General features: G+C 71.0%; 20 protein-coding genes and 1 tRNA gene. 11 read left to right on the forward strand and 10 right to left on the reverse strand.

Translation table 11 applies throughout. The features are described from left to right. The first annotated feature begins 70 nt into the window (after positions 1-70). A complete protein-coding gene (locus OG738_RS10125; RefSeq protein ID WP_329053104.1) occupies positions 71-544 on the forward strand; it encodes an Lrp/AsnC family transcriptional regulator in 474 nt (157 codons plus the stop codon). Between the two features lie 312 nt (positions 545-856). Further along, positions 857-1,261 (forward strand): SsgA family sporulation/cell division regulator, encoded by a 405-nt coding sequence (locus OG738_RS10130; protein ID WP_329053106.1) that lies wholly within the window; start codon positions 857-859, stop codon positions 1,259-1,261. A gap of 97 nt (positions 1,262-1,358) precedes the next feature. Here the strand turns inward: OG738_RS10130 and OG738_RS10135 are convergent, their stop codons facing one another. Continuing rightward, on the reverse strand, positions 1,359-2,462 hold the full coding sequence (locus tag OG738_RS10135; protein ID WP_329053108.1) for a S1 family peptidase: 1,104 nt from the start codon (positions 2,460-2,462) through the stop codon (positions 1,359-1,361). Between the two features lie 509 nt (positions 2,463-2,971). Here OG738_RS10135 and OG738_RS10140 point away from each other — a divergent pair. Together OG738_RS10140 and OG738_RS10145 are read left to right on the forward strand one after the other, a co-directional pair. Further along, complete coding sequence (locus tag OG738_RS10140; protein ID WP_329053109.1) at positions 2,972-5,881, forward strand: ATP-binding protein; 2,910 nt, start codon at positions 2,972-2,974, stop codon at positions 5,879-5,881. A 91-nt stretch (positions 5,882-5,972) separates the two neighbouring features. Then, the gene (locus tag OG738_RS10145; RefSeq protein ID WP_329056634.1) at positions 5,973-6,581 is read left to right on the forward strand and encodes a hypothetical protein; all 609 of its coding nucleotides are present in this window, start codon (positions 5,973-5,975) and stop codon (positions 6,579-6,581) included. A gap of 3 nt (positions 6,582-6,584) precedes the next feature. Here OG738_RS10145 and OG738_RS10150 read toward each other — a convergent pair whose 3' ends face one another. The 4 genes from OG738_RS10150 to OG738_RS10165 all read right to left on the reverse strand — a co-directional run bounded on the left by OG738_RS10150 (position 6,585) and on the right by OG738_RS10165 (position 10,287). Further along, complete coding sequence (locus OG738_RS10150) at positions 6,585-7,310, reverse strand: G1 family glutamic endopeptidase (RefSeq protein ID WP_329053110.1); 726 nt, start codon at positions 7,308-7,310, stop codon at positions 6,585-6,587. Between the two features lie 230 nt (positions 7,311-7,540). Further along, on the reverse strand, positions 7,541-8,590 hold the full coding sequence (locus tag OG738_RS10155; RefSeq protein WP_329053111.1) for an ABC transporter substrate-binding protein: 1,050 nt from the start codon (positions 8,588-8,590) through the stop codon (positions 7,541-7,543). Positions 8,591-8,603: 13 nt separating this feature from the next. Beyond that, complete coding sequence (locus OG738_RS10160; protein WP_329053112.1) at positions 8,604-9,491, reverse strand: ABC transporter permease; 888 nt, start codon at positions 9,489-9,491, stop codon at positions 8,604-8,606. Continuing rightward, positions 9,481-10,287 (reverse strand): ABC transporter ATP-binding protein, encoded by an 807-nt coding sequence (locus OG738_RS10165; protein ID WP_329053114.1) that lies wholly within the window; start codon positions 10,285-10,287, stop codon positions 9,481-9,483. Before OG738_RS10165 ends, OG738_RS10160 begins: the two co-directional genes overlap by 11 nt. A 191-nt stretch (positions 10,288-10,478) precedes the next feature. On the opposite strand from OG738_RS10165, the gene OG738_RS10170 reads away from it, so the two are divergent. Beyond that, positions 10,479-12,062, forward strand: a complete 1,584-nt coding sequence (locus OG738_RS10170) for a sensor histidine kinase (RefSeq protein ID WP_329056636.1) — start codon at positions 10,479-10,481, stop codon at positions 12,060-12,062. Then, positions 12,059-12,718 (forward strand): response regulator, encoded by a 660-nt coding sequence (locus OG738_RS10175; protein ID WP_286000498.1) that lies wholly within the window; start codon positions 12,059-12,061, stop codon positions 12,716-12,718. The genes OG738_RS10170 and OG738_RS10175 overlap by 4 nt, the downstream gene beginning before the upstream one ends. 2 nt (positions 12,719-12,720) lie before the next feature. Here the strand turns inward: OG738_RS10175 and OG738_RS10180 are convergent, their stop codons facing one another. Further along, the gene (locus OG738_RS10180) at positions 12,721-13,350 is read right to left on the reverse strand and encodes a hypothetical protein (protein WP_329053117.1); all 630 of its coding nucleotides are present in this window, start codon (positions 13,348-13,350) and stop codon (positions 12,721-12,723) included. 92 nt (positions 13,351-13,442) lie between these two features. Next, entirely contained in the window at positions 13,443-14,261 is an 819-nt protein-coding gene (locus tag OG738_RS10185; RefSeq protein ID WP_329053118.1) for an SDR family oxidoreductase, read from the reverse strand. Positions 14,262-14,393: 132 nt separating this feature from the next. On the opposite strand from OG738_RS10185, the gene OG738_RS10190 reads away from it, so the two are divergent. Then, entirely contained in the window at positions 14,394-15,200 is an 807-nt protein-coding gene (locus OG738_RS10190) for a trypsin-like serine peptidase (RefSeq protein WP_329053119.1), read from the forward strand. 7 nt (positions 15,201-15,207) lie between these two features. Next, positions 15,208-15,432, forward strand: a complete 225-nt coding sequence (locus OG738_RS10195; protein ID WP_285481971.1) for an RNA-binding S4 domain-containing protein — start codon at positions 15,208-15,210, stop codon at positions 15,430-15,432. Here OG738_RS10195 and OG738_RS10200 read toward each other — a convergent pair. Further along, positions 15,429-16,370, reverse strand: a complete 942-nt coding sequence (locus OG738_RS10200) for an Ldh family oxidoreductase (protein ID WP_329053123.1) — start codon at positions 16,368-16,370, stop codon at positions 15,429-15,431. The genes OG738_RS10195 and OG738_RS10200 overlap by 4 nt on opposite strands. Before the next feature lie 102 nt (positions 16,371-16,472). Between OG738_RS10200 and OG738_RS10205 the strand changes: the two genes are divergently transcribed. After that, positions 16,473-16,754, forward strand: coding sequence for a DUF2277 domain-containing protein (locus OG738_RS10205; protein WP_329053125.1), 282 nt, complete (start codon positions 16,473-16,475; stop codon positions 16,752-16,754). Between the two features lies 1 nt (position 16,755). Here OG738_RS10205 and OG738_RS10210 read toward each other — a convergent pair whose 3' ends face one another. After that, positions 16,756-17,139 carry a VOC family protein gene (locus tag OG738_RS10210; RefSeq protein ID WP_329053127.1) on the reverse strand — a complete coding sequence of 128 codons (384 nt, stop codon included), beginning with the start codon at positions 17,137-17,139 and terminating at the stop codon, positions 16,756-16,758. Positions 17,140-17,198: 59 nt separating this feature from the next. On the opposite strand from OG738_RS10210, the gene OG738_RS10215 reads away from it, so the two are divergent. Both OG738_RS10215 and OG738_RS10220 read left to right on the forward strand, forming a co-directional pair. Beyond that, a complete protein-coding gene (locus OG738_RS10215) occupies positions 17,199-18,038 on the forward strand; it encodes a patatin-like phospholipase family protein (protein ID WP_329053130.1) in 840 nt (279 codons plus the stop codon). Between the two features lie 48 nt (positions 18,039-18,086). After that, a tRNA-Ser gene (locus tag OG738_RS10220) sits at positions 18,087-18,173 on the forward strand. A gap of 36 nt (positions 18,174-18,209) precedes the next feature. On the opposite strand, the gene OG738_RS10225 is transcribed toward OG738_RS10220, so the two are convergent. After that, entirely contained in the window at positions 18,210-18,683 is a 474-nt protein-coding gene (locus OG738_RS10225) for a MarR family winged helix-turn-helix transcriptional regulator (RefSeq protein ID WP_329053131.1), read from the reverse strand. Between the last annotated feature and the right edge of the window lie 484 nt (positions 18,684-19,167).

The following is a 19,167-nucleotide window of genomic DNA, read 5'->3' on the forward strand; positions in this document are numbered from 1 at the left end:
GGGATCACGCAAGAGTGAGCGCGGCGGAAACGCCGGGCAAATCGTCGGTGGTCCCGGCTAGCCTGCTGGAGTGCAGACTCCCGACCTCGACCAGCTGGACATCGCCATCCTCTCCTGCCTCCAGGAGGACGCCCGCACCATCGCCGAGACGATCGGGGCGAAGGTCGGGCTCTCCGCCGCGGCGGTGCAACGGCGGATCAAGCGGTTGCGGGAGGCGGGCGTCATCGAGCGCGAGGTCGCGGTGCTGTCGCCGGCGGCGCTCGGGCTGAGCATGACGTTCGTGGTCATGGTCGAGATGGAGCGGGAGAACCTGGCGGTCCTCGACGCGTTCCGCCGCCAGATCCTCGCCGACGACTGCGTCCAGCAGTGCTACTACGTCACCGGCAACGCGGACTTCGTGCTCGTCGTGACCTGCCCGGACATGGCGGGCTTCGAGGCGTTCACCCGGCGGATGTTCTTCGACAACCCGAACGTCCGGCACTTCACGACGAGCGTGGCGATGGACCGGGTGAAGGTCGGGCTCGGCCTGCCGCTCGGGCCCTAGCCGGGCGCGCCTTCGGCGCCTACGAACGAGTTCGCCGTGCTGCCGGTCGTCGTGCGCGACCCGCCGCACGGTCCACAGTGGATCACCAGGGTCGCCGGGCGCAGCGGACCGCGGCGCTCATCGCCCCGCGAGAGCCGTCACCAGCAGTCGCCGGGTGAACGCAAGGGGTGTGTGCCGGACGTTACACCACAATGGACGGATGCAACCGATCAAGTGAACGTGAGAGTTTCTCCGTCATGGCGCGAGGCTCCCGCCATCTCCTCCCCGAACAGTTCGCGCCGCGCGAACCACCACCGGACTCCAGGAGGGGCCATGCAGACCGACGCCGTTCACCAGAGCCAGTTCGTGGTGCTGAACGAGAGCACCACGCCCGTCCTGTCCCGCCTCTCCTACCACGCCGAGGAGCCGTTCGCGGTCACCGTGGCGTTCCGGACCGAGCGCGGCCGGTGGATCGAATGGACCTTCGCGCGTGACCTCCTCGTGTCCGGCCTCGACGAGCCGGCCGGGCTCGGGGACGTCCGGATCCGCCCGGACCTGTCCGAGGACGAGGACTTCCTGACCCTGGAAATCGAGTCACCGGACGGCTATGCGTCGTTCGACCTGGAGACCGAAGACATCCGGACGTTCCTCGAGGCGTCCTACGAGCTGGTGCCGCTCGGCGAAGAGAGCGCGCACTTCGACGTCGACGGGCTGATCGAGGAGATCAGCAACGTCTGACCCCCGAACCTCCCATTCCCGCGGCGAGGACGAAGGGCGGGTTTCGAGTGCGCTGGAGGCACTCGAAACCCGCCCTTTCGCTGTTCGCGGGGGGAGGTCAGCTGGTCTTCAGCGTGGTGCCGGTGCCCGAGAGCGCGCCGGCGATCGGGAAGAAGTACGTCGTCGCGGTGTTGCCGCCGGACAGGATGCCCTGCGCCGAGTTGCCGCTGATGAAGCCGCCGCCGGAGTCACCCGCCGCCGAGTGGACGTTGGTCGCGGTCATGCCGTTGACCGTGCCCTCGGAGTAGCGGACGCTCTGGTTCTTCGCGCCGATGGTGCCGCAGGTCCAGCCGGTGGTCGAGCCGGCCTTGCAGACCGACGTGCCGGTCGCGGCGTTCGACGAGCCGCGCACCGCGGTCCCGTTGTTCATCTGCGCGACCGGGGTCCAGTTGCTGTTGGTCCGGACCGCCGCGTAGTCGCTGCCCGGGAAGCGGTAGGTGATCCAGCTGCCGAGCGCCGCGCCGTTCGACCCGGTCAGCGCGCCGCCGCCGGTGAGCGCGCCGCAGTGGCCGGCGGTGAGGAACCCGGTGGTCGTCGAGAAGCCGACCGAGCAGCGGGCGGACCCGCCGATGTAGTAGGCGTCACCACCGCGGATGTTGGCGTGCAGCGTCGGCTTCGCGGCCGCGTCGAGGATCGTCACCGACGACTTGTCCACCCCGGCCCGGGTGAGGAACGCGTCGGCGTCGGCACGCTGGCCCTGCAGGACGGACAGCGTGACGCGGTTGGTGGTGGAGTCCACGCCCCAGCCCGTGATCGCGTACGGCGCCGAGCTGTCGAGGGCCTTGAACCTGTCCACAGTGGAATCGAGCTGGCGGGCGCTGAACTTGACGACCTCAGCCTCGGCCCCGGCCGCCTGGATCTTGCCGACCGACGCGGCGTCCGTCGTCTGGATGTGCGCCTTCCCCGTGGCGGCGTCGTAGGTGGCGCCGCCGAACGTGTCACCGAGCGTCGCGCTGACGGCCTCGGTGACCTTGTTCGCGACGTCTTCGCTCTTCAGCCGCGTCAGCACCTGGTCGTGGGTCAGGCCCAGGTCGCGCTGCATGGCGGGCACGATGTCCGGGTTCAGCAAGTCCTGGCCCGACGCGGGGACGGCGACCGCGACGAGCGCGCCCGCCGTCATCACCGCGGCGGCAGCGGCACCGAAGAGTCTGGCGATCTTCATGCTTCTCCCTAGGTGGTTACGCGCGGCTCTGCGTCGGCCACGCAGTGGTACTCCCCCGGGTGAGGGTCCCCGCAGTGGGCGTTACGGTGCAATCCGGGCACCCGGCGAATGGGTATACGCATTCACTCCGGACGTATCCCCTGCTCCAAGCGGTCCCCAAGGTCGACTGTCACCCGGTCGGACAGGTCCTTAAGTAGGGTTTCCGGACACTACTTTCGGTAGCCAGACCGGCTCCCTGAACGTGTGAAGCACTACCGGAACGCGGGAATGGCCGACGTTTCGCACGCGCGGTGACCCAGGACCGGCGAATCCCGCGGCAAACCGGTGACAGCCGGTAGGCGGACGTGTGAGCACGGTACCGGCCACGTATTCGGTTAATGGTTTACGGACGCATCCCCGCTGCTTAGGCTCCCGCGCACAGTGCCTTCTGGGGCCGAGCCCCAGGCCCCAGAAGGGGGACAAGCCCCCTGGACCCCCCGGGGTCGGCCGGTGCGCGTCGAGGAGGTCGTATGTGGCTCACGGCTCCCCGCCCCACCACGGTGTCCGTCCGGTCGGGACCCGCCCGGCTGACCGGCCGCGACACCGAGCTCGACGCCGTCGTCGACGTGCTGAAGCGGCGCCCGGCCGCCGTCCTGATCGAGGGCGAGCCCGGCATGGGCCGGACTCGGCTGCTCGCCGAGATCGGGCGCCGCAAGGAGTTCGGCGGCGGTCGGGTGCTCACCGGCGCCTGCCAGCCGTTGCGGGAACCGTTTCCCTACGGGCCCGTCCTGGAAGCGCTTCGCTCGGTGGGCGACGCACCGCTCGGGCCGCTCAGCCCGGTCGCCGGCGTGCTGCGGCCGTTGCTGCCGGAGCTCGCGGAAGCGCTTCCTCCACGGCCGGAGCCCCTCGCCGACCCCGTCGCCGAACGCCATCGCGTCTTCCGCGCGGTGCGGGAGCTGCTGCACGCGTGCGGGCCCACGCTCGTGCTGATCGACGACCTCCAGTGGGCCGACGAGGACACCCGCGACCTCATGCGGTTCCTCGCCGGCTCGATGCCGCCGGAGCTGGCGGTGGTCGCCACCTTCCGGTCCGCGACGGACGTCCGCCCCGGCCCGCTCGGCGCCCCGTTCCGGACCGACCCGGCCGTGCACTCCGCGCGCGTCGCGCTGGGCGCGCTCGACGTCACGGCCGTGCGCAGGCTCGCGGTCGAAATCCTCGAGCTGCCCCGCGTCACCGACGAGTTCGCGGCGAAGCTGCACGAGTGCACCGCCGGGATCCCGTTCGTGGTCGAGGAAACCCTGCGGGCCCTGCGCGAAGCGGCCGAACGGCTGCCGGTCGGCGAAGTCCTCTCCGACCGGATGCTGGAGAACCTCGAAGTGCCGGTGCTGCTGCGGGAGGCCGTCACCGAACGGCTTTCCGCGCTGCCGGAGCCGGCTGTGCGGCTGGCCGGCGCGGCCGCGGTGCTCGGCGTCGGCGCCGAGGCCGCCGTGCTCGGCGAGCTGGCCGGGCTCTCGGACGACGCCCTCCGCACCGCGCTGCTCGCGACGCTGTCCGGCGCCGTACTGGGCGAGGTCGGCGACAGCAAGTACGGCTTCCGGCATCCGTTGGCGCGCAAGGCGGTCTACGACACGGTGAGCGGGCCCGAACGCGCGTTGCTGCACGCGCAGGCGATCCGCGTGCTCGCCGCGCAGCCGTCGCCACCGCTGACGCTGCTGGCCCGGCACTCGCGCGCGGCCGGCCGCGTCGACCAGTGGCGCCACTACGCCGAAGCGGCCGCGGACGAGGCGATCACGCGCGGCGAGACGTCCCGCGCGATCGACCTCCTGCAGTCGGTGTTGGCCGAGCCCGGCCCGGCGCAGGCCGACATCGGGCGCGTCGCCGGCAAGCTGAGCCAGGTCGCGCTGCGGGGCTTCCGGCCCGACGTGATCGGCACGCTGCAACGCGTCCTCGAAGAGGTGACGCTGCCGCCGTCGGTGCGCGGCTCGATCCGGTTGAGCCTCGGCATGCTGCAGGTCCGGACCATCGGCGGGCTGGGCCGCGGCCGGCTGGAGGTCGAGCGCGCGATCGGCGAGCTGACCGACCGGCCCGACCTCGCCGCACGCGGGATCACGCTGCTCGCCCAGCCGATCGACGGCCTGACCCCGGTCTCCTGGCACGAATCCTGGCGGGCACGGGCGAACGAGGTGCACGACCGGCTCGACGACCCCGAGCTGCGGCTGGCGTTGACGGCCGATCGCATCGCGGCCGCGTCGCACGTGGGCGACAGCTCGGCGTGGACGGAGTTCGAGGCGCTGTCGGACACGGTCGGCACGGTCGCCGAGCGCGTCCAGCTGGCCCGGCTGTGGTGCAACCTCGCCGACGGCCAGTCGTGGGCCGGTCACCTCGACCGCGCGGAACGGCTGGTGACCGAAGGCGTCCGGCGCGCCACCGACGCGGGCGCGCTGTACGCGATCGGGCTGATCCAGGGCACCCGCGTCCGGCTCGACTGGGTGCGCGGGCGCTGGAACGGGCTCGCCGAGGCCGCCGAGGAGCTGCGCGACAGCTATCCGGAACTCGGCCCGATCGTCATGGAGTCGTCGCTGGTGCTCGGCGGTCTCGCGGCCGTGCGCGGGGAGTTCGCCGCGGCGCGACGGCACCTGGCCGCGGCGAGCGTCCACGCGCCGGACCGCGGCCCGATCCCGGTGGTGCTTTCGGCGGCCGGCGTGCTGATCGGCGTGCTGCTCGCGACGGACGACGTCGAAGGCGCGTGCGCGGCGGCCGACACAGCGGTGGCCGCGGCCGGGCGCAAGGGCGTCTGGATCTGGGCGGCGGCGCTGGTTCCGGCAGCAGCCCAGGCGTACGCGCGGGCGGGGCGCTGGCCGGAGGCCGACAACGTCGTCGAGGCGTTCGCCCGCCGGATCGAAGGCCGCGACGCGCCGGTCGCGACGGCCGCGCTGGTGGCCGGGCGGGCGGTGTTGCTGGAGGCACGCGGCAAGCACCTGGCCGCGGCGGGCCTCTTCGACGAAGCCGCGTCGGGCTATGCCGCGTTGCCGATGCCGTACCCCGCGACAGCGATGCGGGAGCGGGCGGCGATGTGCCGCCTCGCCGCGGGCAACCGCGAGGCGGTCGAAGAGCTGACGGCGGCGGCCGAGGCGTACGAGCAGCTGGGCGCGACGCGGGACGCCGGTCGGTGCCGTCACCAGCTGCGCGAGCACGGCGCTTGGGCGCCCTCACAACGCGGGCGTCGCGGGTACGGCAGCGAACTTTCCCCTCGAGAGCGGGAAGTCGCCCGGATGCTGGCGGAGGGCCGGACGAACCGGGAGATCGCGGACGGCCTGTTCCTCTCGCCGCGCACGGTGGAGCAGCACGTGGCGAAGGTGCTGCGGAAGCTCGGGGCACGCTCGCGGACGGACGTGGCGAGGAAGCTCCCCGGCGAGGTGACGACCGCACCGGCTGGCTAGCCGGGCGAGGGCGTCCTAGGTTGGGCGCGTGACAGAAGAGGCCCTTCCCGCGTGGCGACGGCGAACCTCCGGGGAGACCCGGTGGCCCGCGATGGGCGTCGTCGTCGCCACCCTGGTGCTGCAGGTCGCCCTGCCCGAGGACATGGCACTGCACCCCCAGTGGCTGCTGCCCGCCGTCTCCGCGCTGCTCGTCGTCGCGCTGCTGCTGGCCAATCCGGGCCGGATGACGCAGTTCAGCGCCGTCGAACGGGCCATCTCGCTACTGCTCGTCGCCGCCGTGACGGCGGTGAACGCCGGTTCCGCGGTGACGCTCGTCTACAGCATCGCGACCGGCTCCATCGGCGACCGCGCCAGTGCGGTGCTGGTCACCGGCGGGATCGTCTACTGGACGAACATCGTCGCCTTCTCCCTCTGGTACTGGGAGTTCGACCGGGGCGGCCCGGGCCGGCGGGCCGCAGGCCGGGCCGAGTTCCCCGACCTGCAGTTCCCGCAGATGGCCGACCCGGACCTGGCGCACCAGGACTGGGAACCGTCCTACCTGGACTACCTCTACTTCTCGTTCACCAACGCGGCCGCCTTCAGCCCCACCGACGTCATGCCCCTGCGGATCTGGGCGAAGATGACGATGATGCTGCAGGCCGTCATCTCGCTCATCCTCGCGGTGATGGTGGTCGCGTGGGCGATCAACAACCTCAAATAGGGCTCAGTGCCGCGCGATCGTGAAGCTCTGGCCGTCCGAACCGATCGCGCCCGGGATCCACGTGTAGCTGCCGCGGTCGTCGGCGTTCAGCGCGGACGGGCTGGTCGAGGCCAGGTTCGTCCCGTTGAACTTGACGCCGGTGAACTTGACGCCGCCGGAGATCGACGGGTAGGAGTCCGTCGGCGACTCGATGATCGCCTCGGCCGACGAGTGCCTCGACGTCAGCGACTTGGTGGTCGTCTTGGTCCAGCCCTTGGTGGTGTCGGACAGGTCGAGCCGGTAGGTGTTGGTGGCGGTGCGCGTCACCGTCGCGGTGATGTGGTCGCCCGCGCCGACCGACACGTTGTAGTACACCGGCGCGGCCGGGTACATCTCGTACCAGGCCGAATACACCGCACGTCCGCTCGAGCAGTCCGTCTCGACGCCGGTCTGCTCCACTGTGGACGATCCGTCGCCGTCGATGCCGACCCACGGCGCGAACAGGTCGTTGGTGGAGTTGCAGGTCACCGACGGTTCGGTCCAGCTCGCCGTCGCCGTCGTGAAGCTGCCGAAGCTGACGTAACCACCCCAGTTGCCGCCGGAGAACTGGTGGCCGTGGCTGTATGGCTTGAAAGAGTGCGAGCCGTACTCGACCGCGGCGTGCGCGGTACCTGAGACCGCCAGGCCGGCGGCCGCCGCGGCAACCGCCGTGAGGACGCGGACAGCGCGCGACGCAAGGATTCTGGACATGCGGGGACTCCGTTCACCGATGGGGACCGGGAAAACCGTGTGTCCAAGTGTTGGATTCGCGCCCGCGAGAAGGTAGCTACTTTCGAAGGGTCTTCACATTCCGGGAACGAATCACCAATTTGCCGGATTTGCACGGTAACGAACGAAAGACCCGTGAAGGCCTCCACGGGGGAAGAGGCCTTCACGGGTCCATGACGCTCACCTACCGCCCGGTCAGGTGAGCGGGGCTGCTAGCCCTGCTTCGCGGCCGCGTCGACGAACTCCGTCGTGTACGTCTTCGACAGGTCGATCGAATCCTTCTTCGGCTGCACGTTCTTCGAGAAGCTCGACAGCACCTCGAGCACGTTCTTCGCGCCCGCGGCGTCCATCTTGCCGTCGCCGTTGAACATCCCGATGCTGTCCTTGATGGACTTGATGTACAGCGCCTTGTCGCCGCCGCTGTAGGACGCCGGCATCTTCGCCGCGATCTCCTCCGGGCTGTGCCGGCCGATCCACTTCAGCGTGGCCACGAAGGCGTTGGCCAGCTTCTGCACCACGTCGTGGTTCTTGTCGACGAAGTCGCAGCCCATGTACAGCGACGACGCGGGGTACAGCCCGCCCAGCGCGGCCTTCGTGCCGTCGACCGTCCGCAGGTCGTACAGCACCTTCGCCTTGCCTGTGTTGGTCAGCTGCGCGATCGTCGGGTCGGTCGTCATGCCGCCGTCGATGCCGCCATTGTCCAGGCTCGCGATGAACGTCTGCCCGGCGCCGACCTTGACCGGCGTGTACTGGTCGGCCCCGACGCCCGCCTTGGCCGCCAGCGCCTTCGTGAGGAAGTCGGTGGACGACCCGAGCGACGTCACGCCCAGCTTCTTGCCCTTGAAGTCGGCCGAGCTCTTGATCTGGTCAGCCTGCTTGGTGCCGACGACCTCGGCCTCACCGGGGATGTTGGCCAGCTGCACCACGCTCTTGATGCACTGGTCCTTGGCCTGCAGGTCGATCGTGTGGTCGTAGAACCCGACCACGCCCTGCACCTGGCCGGCGACGAGCGCGGTCTCGGCGTTGGCGCCCGACTGCTCGCTCTGCAGCTCGACGTCGATGCCCTGGGCGGCGAAGTTCCCGAGCTGCTGGGTGAGCATGGCGGGCAGGTAGATGACCTTTTCCAGGCCACCGACCATGATCGTGACCTTCGGCTTGCCACCCTCGCCCGTCGCGGCGACGCGGGAGTCCTGGCAGGCGGTGGTCAGTGCCGCTACCACGGTCAGCGCGGCGAGCGCGCCGGCGGTTCGGCGAATCCTCATCGATTCGATCCTTTCAGATGACGGTCTGGCCGCTGGAGGCGGACATCGAGGGCCGCCAGCGCAGCAGCCGGTTTTCGAGGTTCCCGATGCCCCACTCGGCCACGAGGGCCACGACGGTGATGATGATCATGGCGGCGTAGATGCCCGCCGAGTCGAACGTGCCCTGCGCGTTCGAAATCAGGAAGCCGATGCCCGCCTTGGACCCGGCGTACTCGCCCACGACCGCGCCGATCAGCGCGAAGCCGAAGGCGGTGTGCAGCGAAGACAGGATCCAGGACGTCGCGCTCGGCAGCACGATCGCCTTGATCACCTGCATCCGGCCGGCGCCGAGGATGCGCGCGTTGTCGATCAGGTTGCGGTCCACTTCGCGGGCGCCGGTGAAGGCGTTGAAGAACACCACGAAGAACACCAGCACGACGACGGTGGCGACCTTCGAGGCCAGCCCCAGCCCGAACCAGATCACGAACAGCGAGGCGAGCACGATGCGCGGCACCGCGTTGGCGGCCTTGATGAACGGCGCGAGCACGTCGGCCAGGTACTGGCTGCGGCCCAGGACGACCCCGAGGATCACGCCGGCCACCGCACCGATGGCGAAGCCGATCAACGCCTCTTCGACGGTGACCCACAACTGGTACCAGAGGGAACCGAAGTCGGTGCCGCTCGTGACCCATTCGACCAGCCGCTGCCAGATGCGGGACGGCTTCGAGTAGAAGAACGGGTCGATCCAGTAGGTCGCGGTCAGTTCCCAGCTGCCGAGCCAGGCGACCACGAGCGCCAGCCGCAGCAGCCAGGTGTTGCGCCTGCGCCGGGACGACGCCCGCTTCGCCCGCGTGAGGATGTCCTGCTCGGTTTCGAGCACCGGCAGGGAGGCGGCCGGAGCCGCCGGAGTCTCAAGCGACATTGCTCGCTCCCTTCTCACGGGCCTTGTCGACCTCGCTGCGCAGCGATTCCCAGATGTCCGCGTAGAGCTTGCGGAAGTCGTCGGTGAGCCGCAGGTCCTCGACCTTCCGCGGCCGCTCCAGCGGGATTTCGAAGACGTCCTTCACGGTGGCGGGCGACGACGTCAGCACCACGACCTTGTCCGCCAGCGCGATCGCCTCGTCGAGGTCGTGCGTCACGAAGATGACCGCCGCACCCGAACCGGACCACAGCCGCAGCAGCTCGTCCTGCATCAGTGCCCGCGTCTGGACGTCGAGCGCGGAGAACGGCTCGTCCATCAGCATGATCTTCGGCTTGGTGACCAGCGTCTGGGCAAGTGCGACGCGCTTGCGCATGCCGCCGGAAAGCTGGTGCGGGTAGTACTTCTCGAACCCGGCCAGCCCGACGCGGGCGATCCAGTCGACGGCCTGTGCCCGCGCCTCGGCCTTCGGCACGCCGCGGAAGCGCGGGCCGGACGCGACGTTGTCGAGCACCGACCGCCACGGCATCACGGCGTCGGTCTGGAACATGTAGCCGACCCCGTCCGGAATGGACTGCACGTCCTCGCCGTTGACCCGCACCCGGCCGGCGGACGGCGGCTGCAGCCCGGACACCAGCGAGAGCGTCGTCGACTTGCCGCAGCCGGTCGGGCCGACGACGGCGACGAACTCGCCGGGCTGCACGGTCATGGTCAGATCGCGGACGGCCGTGTGCACGGAACCGGACCCGCTCGGGAACCGTTTGGTGGCTCCGGTGAGTTCGATCAGTGGGGGAACCATGGGGAGGTGACTCCTTCGTCACGTGGTGGGGCTCACGTTGGGTAGGGACGTTAAGTACGTGTGGCGCGGGCGTGAAGCTTGTCGACGTTCTGCGTGGCAAGCGCGCGTTCTGAATGTTTTGCTCATTTAGCGCACGGCGCTGACCAGGGGGTATGTTCCCTGGCATGCCAAAGTGGGCGCTCTTCCCGCGGATGCGGTTCAGCAGGCAGGTGCTGCTGCTGCAGATCGGCGTGGTCGTCCTCGTCGTCGGGATCGGCGTCGCACTGGTCAGCGCGCTGCTGAGCCACACCCTCACCGACCAGTTCAGCGAGCGCGCACTGGCCATCGCGAAGTCGGTGGCGGTGGACCCCGTCGTCATGGCCGATGCGGCCGCGAAGCTCCCCGGCGGCGCGCTCCAAGAGCGAGCCCTGAGCGTAGGAGCGCGAACCGACGCGCTGTTCGTCGTGATCACCGATGACGAGGGCATCCGCCTCGCTCACCCGACCGCGAGCCTCATCGGGCAGAAGGTGAGTACGTCGGCGGAACGAGCGCTCGCCGGGTTCGACGACGTCAACACCGTGGCAAGCGGCACCCTCGGCCTGTCTGTCCGCAGCAAGACGCCGATCTGGACACCGGACCACCGCCGGGTGGTCGGTGAGGTGAGCGTCGGGTTCGAGGTGGCCCAGCCGATCAGCGAGTTCAACCAGAAGCTCGTGATCACGCTGCTGTTCGCCGGCGGCGCGTTGCTGCTCGGCGCGGGGGCGTCCGCGCTGCTGAACCGGCGGCTGCGGCGCGTCACGCACGGCCTCGAACCGCACGAGCTGACCGAACTGCTCTACGAACGCGAAGCCGTGTTGCACGGGATCGGCGAGGGCGTGCTCGCCGTCGACGAGGCAAACCGTGTCTCGGTGCGCAACGACGAAGCCGAACGCCTGCTGGGCACCGAACTCCCGCTCGGCGCGTCGATGTCCGAACTCGAATTGAGCCCGCGGCTGCACAAGGCCGTCGCCGAGGGCCGGCCGGTCGACAACCTCCTGGCGGTAGCGGGAAACCGCGTGCTCGTGATCAATTCCCGCGCGGTGCGGCTGGACGACCGGGACATCGGCACCGTGCTGACCTTCCGCGACCGCACCGACCTCGACACGCTCACCCGCGAACTCGACGGCATCCGTGCGCTGTCCGACGGGCTGCGCGCGCAGCGGCACGAGTTCGCCAACCGGCTCCACACGCTCTACGGGCTGCTCCAGCTCGGCCACCACACCGAAGCCGCCGAGTACCTGCAGACGCTGACGGACTCGCCGTCGGCGCGGCCGAGCGAGCTGGGCGACGCCGTCGCCGACCCGTACCTGCAGGCGTTGCTCGTGGCGAAAACCGAGCAGGCGCAGGAAAAAGGCCTCACGCTCAAGCTGGCCGACGACACCTGGGTGCCGACGACCGTGACCGACCCGATCGCCGCGAACACCGTGATCGGCAACCTTGTCGACAACGCGCTGCACGCCGCCCGGATGGGCCCGCGGCGGCCGGCGACCGTCGAGATCAGCCTGCTCGCCGAGGGCGACACGCTGCATCTGTCCGTTGTGGACAGTGGATCCGGCGTGCCCGAGGACCTGCGGCGGAAGTTGTTCGACGAAGGCGTCTCGACGAAGATCGCGCCCGGCCACGGGCTCGGGCTGGCGCTCGCCCGGCAGGCCGCCCGCGCCCACGGCGGCGACGTCTGGCTGGCCGGCCCCGGCGACGGCGAGACGGGTGCCCTGTTCGTCGCGAAACTGCCCGGAATGCTGACGGAGGACGGATGATCCGCACGCTCATCGTCGACGACGACTTCCGCGTCGCCGGGGTGCACGCCGGGTTCGTGGAGGAGGTCGACGGCTTCGCGGTCGTCGGCACCGCGCACACCGCGGCCGAGGCCCGCGCCCGCGTCCGCGAGCTCGCGCCGGACCTGATCCTGCTCGACGTCTACCTGCCCGACGAGTCCGGCCTCGCGGTGCTCCCGGAGCTGCAGACCGACACGATCGTGCTGTCCGCGGCGACCGACAGCGCGTCGGTGGCGGCCGCGATCCGGGCCGGCGCGCTGAACTACCTGATCAAGCCGTTCACCACGCGCCAGCTCGCGGAACGGCTGACGTCGTACGCGCGCTTTCGCGGCCTGCTCGCCGAAGACCGCGCCCTGGGCCAGGACGACGTCGACCGCGCGTACCGCGTGCTGCACGACCAGGACCGCACGTCCGCGCCGAAGGGCCAGTCGACGGCGACGTCCCGGCTCGTCTCGGAGCAGCTGCGCCGGGCGGGCCGCCCGTTGTCGGCCGCGGAAGTGGCCGGTGAGCTGGGCATGGCGCGCGCGACGGCGCAGCGGTACCTGACCGCGCTCGCCGAGTCGGGGACCGTCCAGATGCGCCTGCGTTACGGCGCCACCGGGCGCCCGGAGCACGAGTACCGCTGGTCCGACGCCTGACGTCAGCGGCGCGTGGTCGTCGTCGTGTCCGCGCGGTACTGGTACTGCTGCATCATGCTTTCGGCCACGCCGACCCAGGACTGGACGAGGTTGGCCGTCGGCGTGGGCGACGGCAGGTCGACGCGGGCCTCGTCGGTTTCCGCCTGCTTCTTCTTCGGCTGCGACTTCGCCTGCGCCTGGACGTTCTTCGGCGTCGGCTTCGCGGGAACGGGGACAAACACGGTCGCCGGGGCTGGCGTGGCCACCGGCGCCTGCGGGGCCTGCGGCTGGGGCGCGGGCGCCTCGGCGACGGCCGGGCGCGCGTCCGGCTGGGCGACGTCGGCCGGGTCCGGGCCGAACAGGCTGCCGGTGGCCAGGCCGCCGGCCAGCCAGCCGGCCGCGACGAGCAGCACCGCGGCGCCGCCGCCCAGCCACGTGCGGGCGCGGCGCCGGATCACCACCGACTTCGGGCGCAGGTCCTGGTCGCACACCGGCGGCCGGGTGTAGATCGGCTCGGCCGCCGAGACGACGTCGTCCTCGGTGCGGCGGCGCTGGGGCAGGCTCGCCGCGATGATGCCGGTGCGGTCCAGCAGTTCGACCGCGGCGCGGTCGCGGGACGAACGGGTCGCACTGCGCGGTGCGGTGCGAAGCATCGGGGACCTCCGGTACGGGCAGCTCGCGGACCCCACGCATTCTGGACCATTTCGGACGGTGCTGTAAGAAACGCAACACCAATGAGTGAAGCTCAGCTTTCCATCTGCTTGAGCCCCATGCGCGCCAGGATCGCGAGCGGCCGCTGGTAGGCCGAGCCGAGCACCCGCGGGATGGCGTCGATGACGTAGGCGTCCGGTCCGATGAGGATCCGCGCCGACTTCCGCTGGATCCCGCGCAGGATCGTCTGCGCCGCCTTCTCCGGCGTCGTCTTCGCGATCCGCTCGAAGCCCTGCGCGGCTTGCTCCTGGTCGTCGGCGATGCTGCGCGCGTTGCGGACGATGTTCGTCTTGATCCCGCCGGGGTGCACGCAGCTCACGGCGACCGGGTGGCGCGCGATCAGCATTTCCTCACGCAAGGCTTCGGTGAATCCGCGGACCGCGAACTTCGCCGCGTTGTACGCGCTCTGCGTCGGCACGCCGACGAAGCCGAAGACGCTGGAAATGTTCACGACGTGCCCCTCGCCGGACGCGATCAGGTGCGGCAGGAAGGCCTTCGTCCCGTTCACGACGCCGCCGAGGTTGATGCCCATCAGCCAGTCGAAGTCCTCGAACTTCATCTCTTCGACGGTCGCGCCGAGCGCCACCCCGGCGTTGTTCACGACGACGTTCACGCGGCCGAACTCGCCGGCCACCTCCTCGGCGTGGGCGAGCACCGCGGCGCGGTCCGCGACGTCGAGGACGTACGCGCGGGCGTTGTCGCCGGCCAGCTTCGCCGTCTCCTCCGCGTTCGCGGCGTTGACGTCGGAGAGCGCGACCCGCGCCCCGCGCCGGGCGAACTCGAGCGACAGCGCCCGCCCGATCCCCGACCCCGCCCCGGTGACCACCACGACCTTGTCCGCGAACTGCTTCATCGGCCCTCCCTGGGTGTTACTCACGAGTTACGGATACTAGCGGCTGTGAGCTTGCTGTGGGTGTGCTGATCGTGTCGCTGCGGCACCTTAAGGTGATGGGGTCGGGAACCGGGGCGAACGGACGAGGAGGCGATGCGCGTGCGGCGGCCCGCCGTCCTGCTGCTCACCCTCGCCGCGATCCTGCTGCTCGGCGCGGGCTTCGTCGTCTTCGCGACCCGGGAACCGCGGTCCGCGAACGCGTCCGCCCCGGACGCCGAGGTCATCGAAGCGGCACCGGTGTCGACGCCGGACCTGCCCGCGGTGTCCAGTCCCGCGGTCGGGGCGCTGTTCCTCGACGGGGCGCACTACTGCACGGCCAGCGTCGTCCACAGCGACCAGGGCGACGTGCTGCTGACCGCGGCCCACTGCATCCACGACGGCGAGGGCGGCGACTACCTCACCGGCGTCACCTTCGCGCCCGCCTACCACGACGGCGTCGCGCCGTTCGGGTTCTGGACGGTGTCGGACGAGCTCGTCGCGCCCGGCTGGAGCGCGTCGTCGGACCCGGACCTCGACGTCGGCTTCGCCACCGCCCACCAGGTAGGGGCCACGAAGTCCCTGGAGAGCCTGGTCGGCGCGAACACCCTCGCGACCGGGACCGCGTTCGAGCAGGCCATCACGCTCACCGGCTACCCGGACGACTCCGAGGTCCCGGCGGTCTGCCAGAACACGACCAGCCGGCAGGACACCTACCAGCTGAAGGTGGACTGCGTGGGCTTCCCGACGGGCACCAGCGGCGGCCCGTGGGTCGCCGCGCCGGACCCGAAGACCCGCCTCGGCACGGTCATCGGCGTGATCGGCGGCTTCGAGTCCGGCGGCGACGACCCGGACACGTCGTACTCGAGCTACTTCGACAAGGACGTCCAGGCCCTCTACCGCCAGACGACCGCCCGGGCATGATGCGCGTATGAGCGATCCCGTCGACGTACCGATCACCGGCGAGCCGATCCGGCTCGGCCAGTTCCTCAAGCTGGCCGGCCTCGCCGAGGACGGCTCCCACGCGAAGGACCTGATCGACGCGGAGGAGGTCACCGTCAACGGCGAGGTCGAGACCCGCCGCGGCCGCCAGCTGACCGACGGCGACGTCGTGGCGGTCGGCGCGGACCGCGGCAAGGTCGTCCTGGTGCACTAACCGACGCTGGTCAGGGGCGGCAGCCCGATCGACGCGGCCAGCGCGTCCAGCTCGCGGCGCACCGGGCCGGGCAGCGGCACGCCCAGGGCCCGGCACTGCTCCAGGTGCTGGGCCTCGCGCCAGCCGGGGTAGCGGATCGGCGCGCCGCCGTCCCAGCCGAGCATGCTGCCGAACAGCGCGCTCGCGGCGCGGTAGAAGCCGTCGGCGCTGCGCAGCGTCGTCGGCGCGATGGCCAGCACCAGCAGGCCCGTGTCGTGCTCGTGGTCGGCGACGCCGGAGAGCACCCCGGCGAGCACCTCGACCAGCAGCGTCAGCCCGGCGGCTTCCTTGCCCGGCTTGTCCATGTCGAAGACGAACTCGGGGTACGCGCCTCCGGGCGCGGCCATGCCCAGCGGGTTCACCGGCTGGCCCGGCTCGCCGCCCGCGGCGAGCACCAGCCCGATCATCGCGTGCGGCAGCGCGCGGGCGGCGTGGTGCCCGGCCCGGCCGAACGGCCCGACCCCGCGCAGCGAAACGAGCCCGACGCCGAAGCGGCCGGCTCGCGTCACCGCCCGGTCCATCGCGTCGCCGACCGCCCAGAGCCCGGGCGCGCGGCGGTAGTCGATCAGCGCGGCGGCCCCGCGGTCGGCGATCATCAGCGGCTCGGCGCGCGGCACGACGAGCCCGGATTCCAGCAGCGGCAGGTGGATCCGCGTCAGGTCGGCGACCCCGGTGTCCGGCGAACCGGTCAGATCGCCGTGGCAGAGCGCTTCCGCGGCCATCCGGGCGCGGGCTTCGGGAAAGCCGTGCGCGGCGAAGACGTGTGCCACGAGGGTGACGAGCTCGTCGGCCCGCACGCGCGGCCAGGCCTGTTCCGGGATCGGGTTTTCGGGAGCTTTTTCTTCGAGGATGCCGGGTTCGGGGCGGGCGGAGCGGAAGGGACGCGGTCTGAGAGGCACTTCCCCGACACTGCCCAAGTGCGGGTTCGGGCGTCAACGAGGTTGGCCCGGTCCTAACCGACCGTGTGATCGGGACCGCCGAAGAGTCGTACCCTGGGCGGCATGTGCCGAAACATCACCACCCTCCGGGGGCTCCAGCCGGCCGCGACGGGCGAGGAGATCGAGGCCGCGGCCCGCCAGTACGTCCGCAAGGTGACCGGCGTGCAGTCGCTGTCGGACGCCACGCGCGAGCCGTTCGAAGCCGCCGTCGCCGAGATCACGGAGATCACCGCGCGGCTGCTGGAGCAGCTGCCCGAGCGCCGTCAGCCGCCGGCGACGATCCCGCCGTTGCGCCGTCCCGAGGTCAAGGCGCGGATCGCGGCCCAGGCGCTGAAGCGTCCCTGAGCTACTTCACGCGGCTGTAGAGCCGGATCTCGGTGCCGTCGGGGTCGGCGACCCGACCATCCAGCCGGTGCTCGCCTCGACGAGCGGCGGGTGCTCGACGCCGAGCTCGTCCAGGCGCGCGATCCACGCGTCGGCGGCGGCCCCGGTCGGCGAGCGCGAAGCAGACGGGGTCGAACCCGGCGAGGCCGGCGGCGGCTTTCTCCTGCACGCGCAGGGCGATCGGCGCGCCGCCGACGCTGCCGGCGACACCGCGCACGACGCCGTCGTCGTCCGTGAACTCCCGCTCGACCTCCAGCCCCAGCACTCGTTCGTACCACTCGCGGCTGCGCGCGAGGTCGCGCACGGGGAGCTTGACGTGGTGGAAGCCTTCGATCTGCGCGCTCATCGGCGATCCCTCCCGGAAATCCGTGTCCGCCGATTCTGCCGTCTCGATAGGGTGCGTCCATGGGTGGACAGGCTTTGGTGCTGGGCGGTGGCGGGGTCGCCGGGATCGCGTGGACGACGGGGTTGCTGGTGGGGCTGGCCGAGCACGGCCAGGACCTGACGGGCGCGGACCTGCTGGTCGGGACGTCGGCGGGAGCGGCCGTCGCGGCCCAGGTGAGCAGCGGGCTGCCGTTGGCGGAGCTGTTCGCGCGCCAGGCGGACCCGGCGCGGCAGGCTCCGGAGATCCCCGCCGTGATCGACTTCGAGAAGTTCGCGGCCGACTTCGGCGGCGCGGTCACCGGCTCGGCGTCACCGGCCGAGGTCCGGCGCGCGGTGGGCCGGCTCGCGCTGGCGGCCGAGACGGTGTCCGAAGCGGACCGCCGCGCGGTGATCGAGGCGCGGCTGCCGGTGCACGACTGGCCGGAGCAGCGCCTGGTGATCGTGGCGGTCGACGCGGAGACGGGCGAACCGCGCCGCTTCGACCGCACGTCCGGGGTTTCCTTGGTCGACGCGGTGGCGGCGAGCTGCGCGGTCCCGGGCATCTGGCCGGCGGTGACGATCGACGGCCGCCGCTACGTCGACGGCGGCGTCCGCTCCGGCGAGAACGCCGACTACGCGACGGGCCACACCCGCGTCGCGGTCGTTTCGCCGATGGGCGTGGACACGCCGTTGCCGATGGAGAAGCCGCTCCTGGCGGTGCTGGACGGCCTGCGCGCAGCGGGCGCGGAGGTCACGCTGATCACCCCGGACGAGGCGTCGGTGGCGGCGATCGGCGAGAACCCGCTGGACCCGTCGACCCGGACCCCGGCCGCGAAGGCCGGCCGCGCCCAGGGCGACGCGCTCACCCTCAGCTGGACCTAGCCACGGCTCAGGTCGCGCCGAAGCCCGTCGGCTACCCTCGTGGGGCGAGGTAGCGTGTCCGAGCGGCCGAAGGAACATGTCTTGAAAACATGCGAGGGGGCAACCTCTCCGTGGGTTCGAATCCCACCGCTACCGCTCTTGGCCCCGGGCGCGGAGTAGCCGTGCCCGGGCTCAGCCCTCCACCTCGGACAAGTGGCCCAGCACCCGGTCGAAGGCACCGGCGATCGTCGCCTGCTCCTCGGGGCTCAGCAGGTCGATGAGGTGCTCGCGCACCCCTTCCACGTGCGTCGGCGCCGCCTTTTCCAGCAGCGCCTCGCCGTTCTCCGTCAGCTCCGTGATGACGCCGCGCTTGTCCTCCGGGTCGCGCACGCGCCGGACCATGCCCGTGTCCTCGAGCCGGCCGACCTGGTGGGACAGCCGGCTCTTCGTGGACCCCATCAGCACCGCCAGCTCCGACATGCGCATCCGGTGGCCGTCCTGCATCTCCAGGCAGACGAGCACTTCGTAGTCGGTCAGCGACACGTCGTGCCGGTCGGTCAGCTCGCGGTGCAGCCGCTGCCGCAGTCGGAGGGTCGCCACGATGTAGGAGCGCCACGCCGCCATCTCGGCTTCGTTCAACCAACGCACAGGCCGCTCCTCGGTCATAAGGCAGCGTAGAACGCTGATCAAGGGACCGCACGGTCCGAGTCTGAACTGCGTGCCGGTAAAAATGCCGTCGCAACATCGCCCGAAGGTGGGGTTACGAAAAGGTTGAGACTCGGCCGGAAAAGGCGCATTCTGCTTGTCGGCGGATGGTCGGCCAGGGTATGGCGCGGCGACGGTGACGTGCCGGCCCGGCTCCCCGCCGGGAGAGGTCAGGTGGTTGCGTGGCGGGTGATTCTCGCGGTTGACCGCCAGCTGTGTCCCCGCGACCGGAACGGCACAAGAACGGGCCGGGCGCGATTGCGAACAGCACTCACACGCGGGCTTCCATGCGTTCACGCATACGGCGTCGATCGGGCCTGTATCGGGTCACGACCTCGGCAGTCGTGACGACAGCGCCTGAACGCCGGCCCCGGTCGCGGCCAACCGCTCGACCAAAGACACAACCTCGGTACAGAGCCTGGGTGTGGCCGCCAGCGCGACGGCC

The sequence above is a fragment of the Amycolatopsis sp. NBC_01488 genome (genome assembly GCF_036227105.1).
In the GTDB taxonomy this organism is placed as follows: Bacteria; Actinomycetota; Actinomycetes; order Mycobacteriales; family Pseudonocardiaceae; genus Amycolatopsis.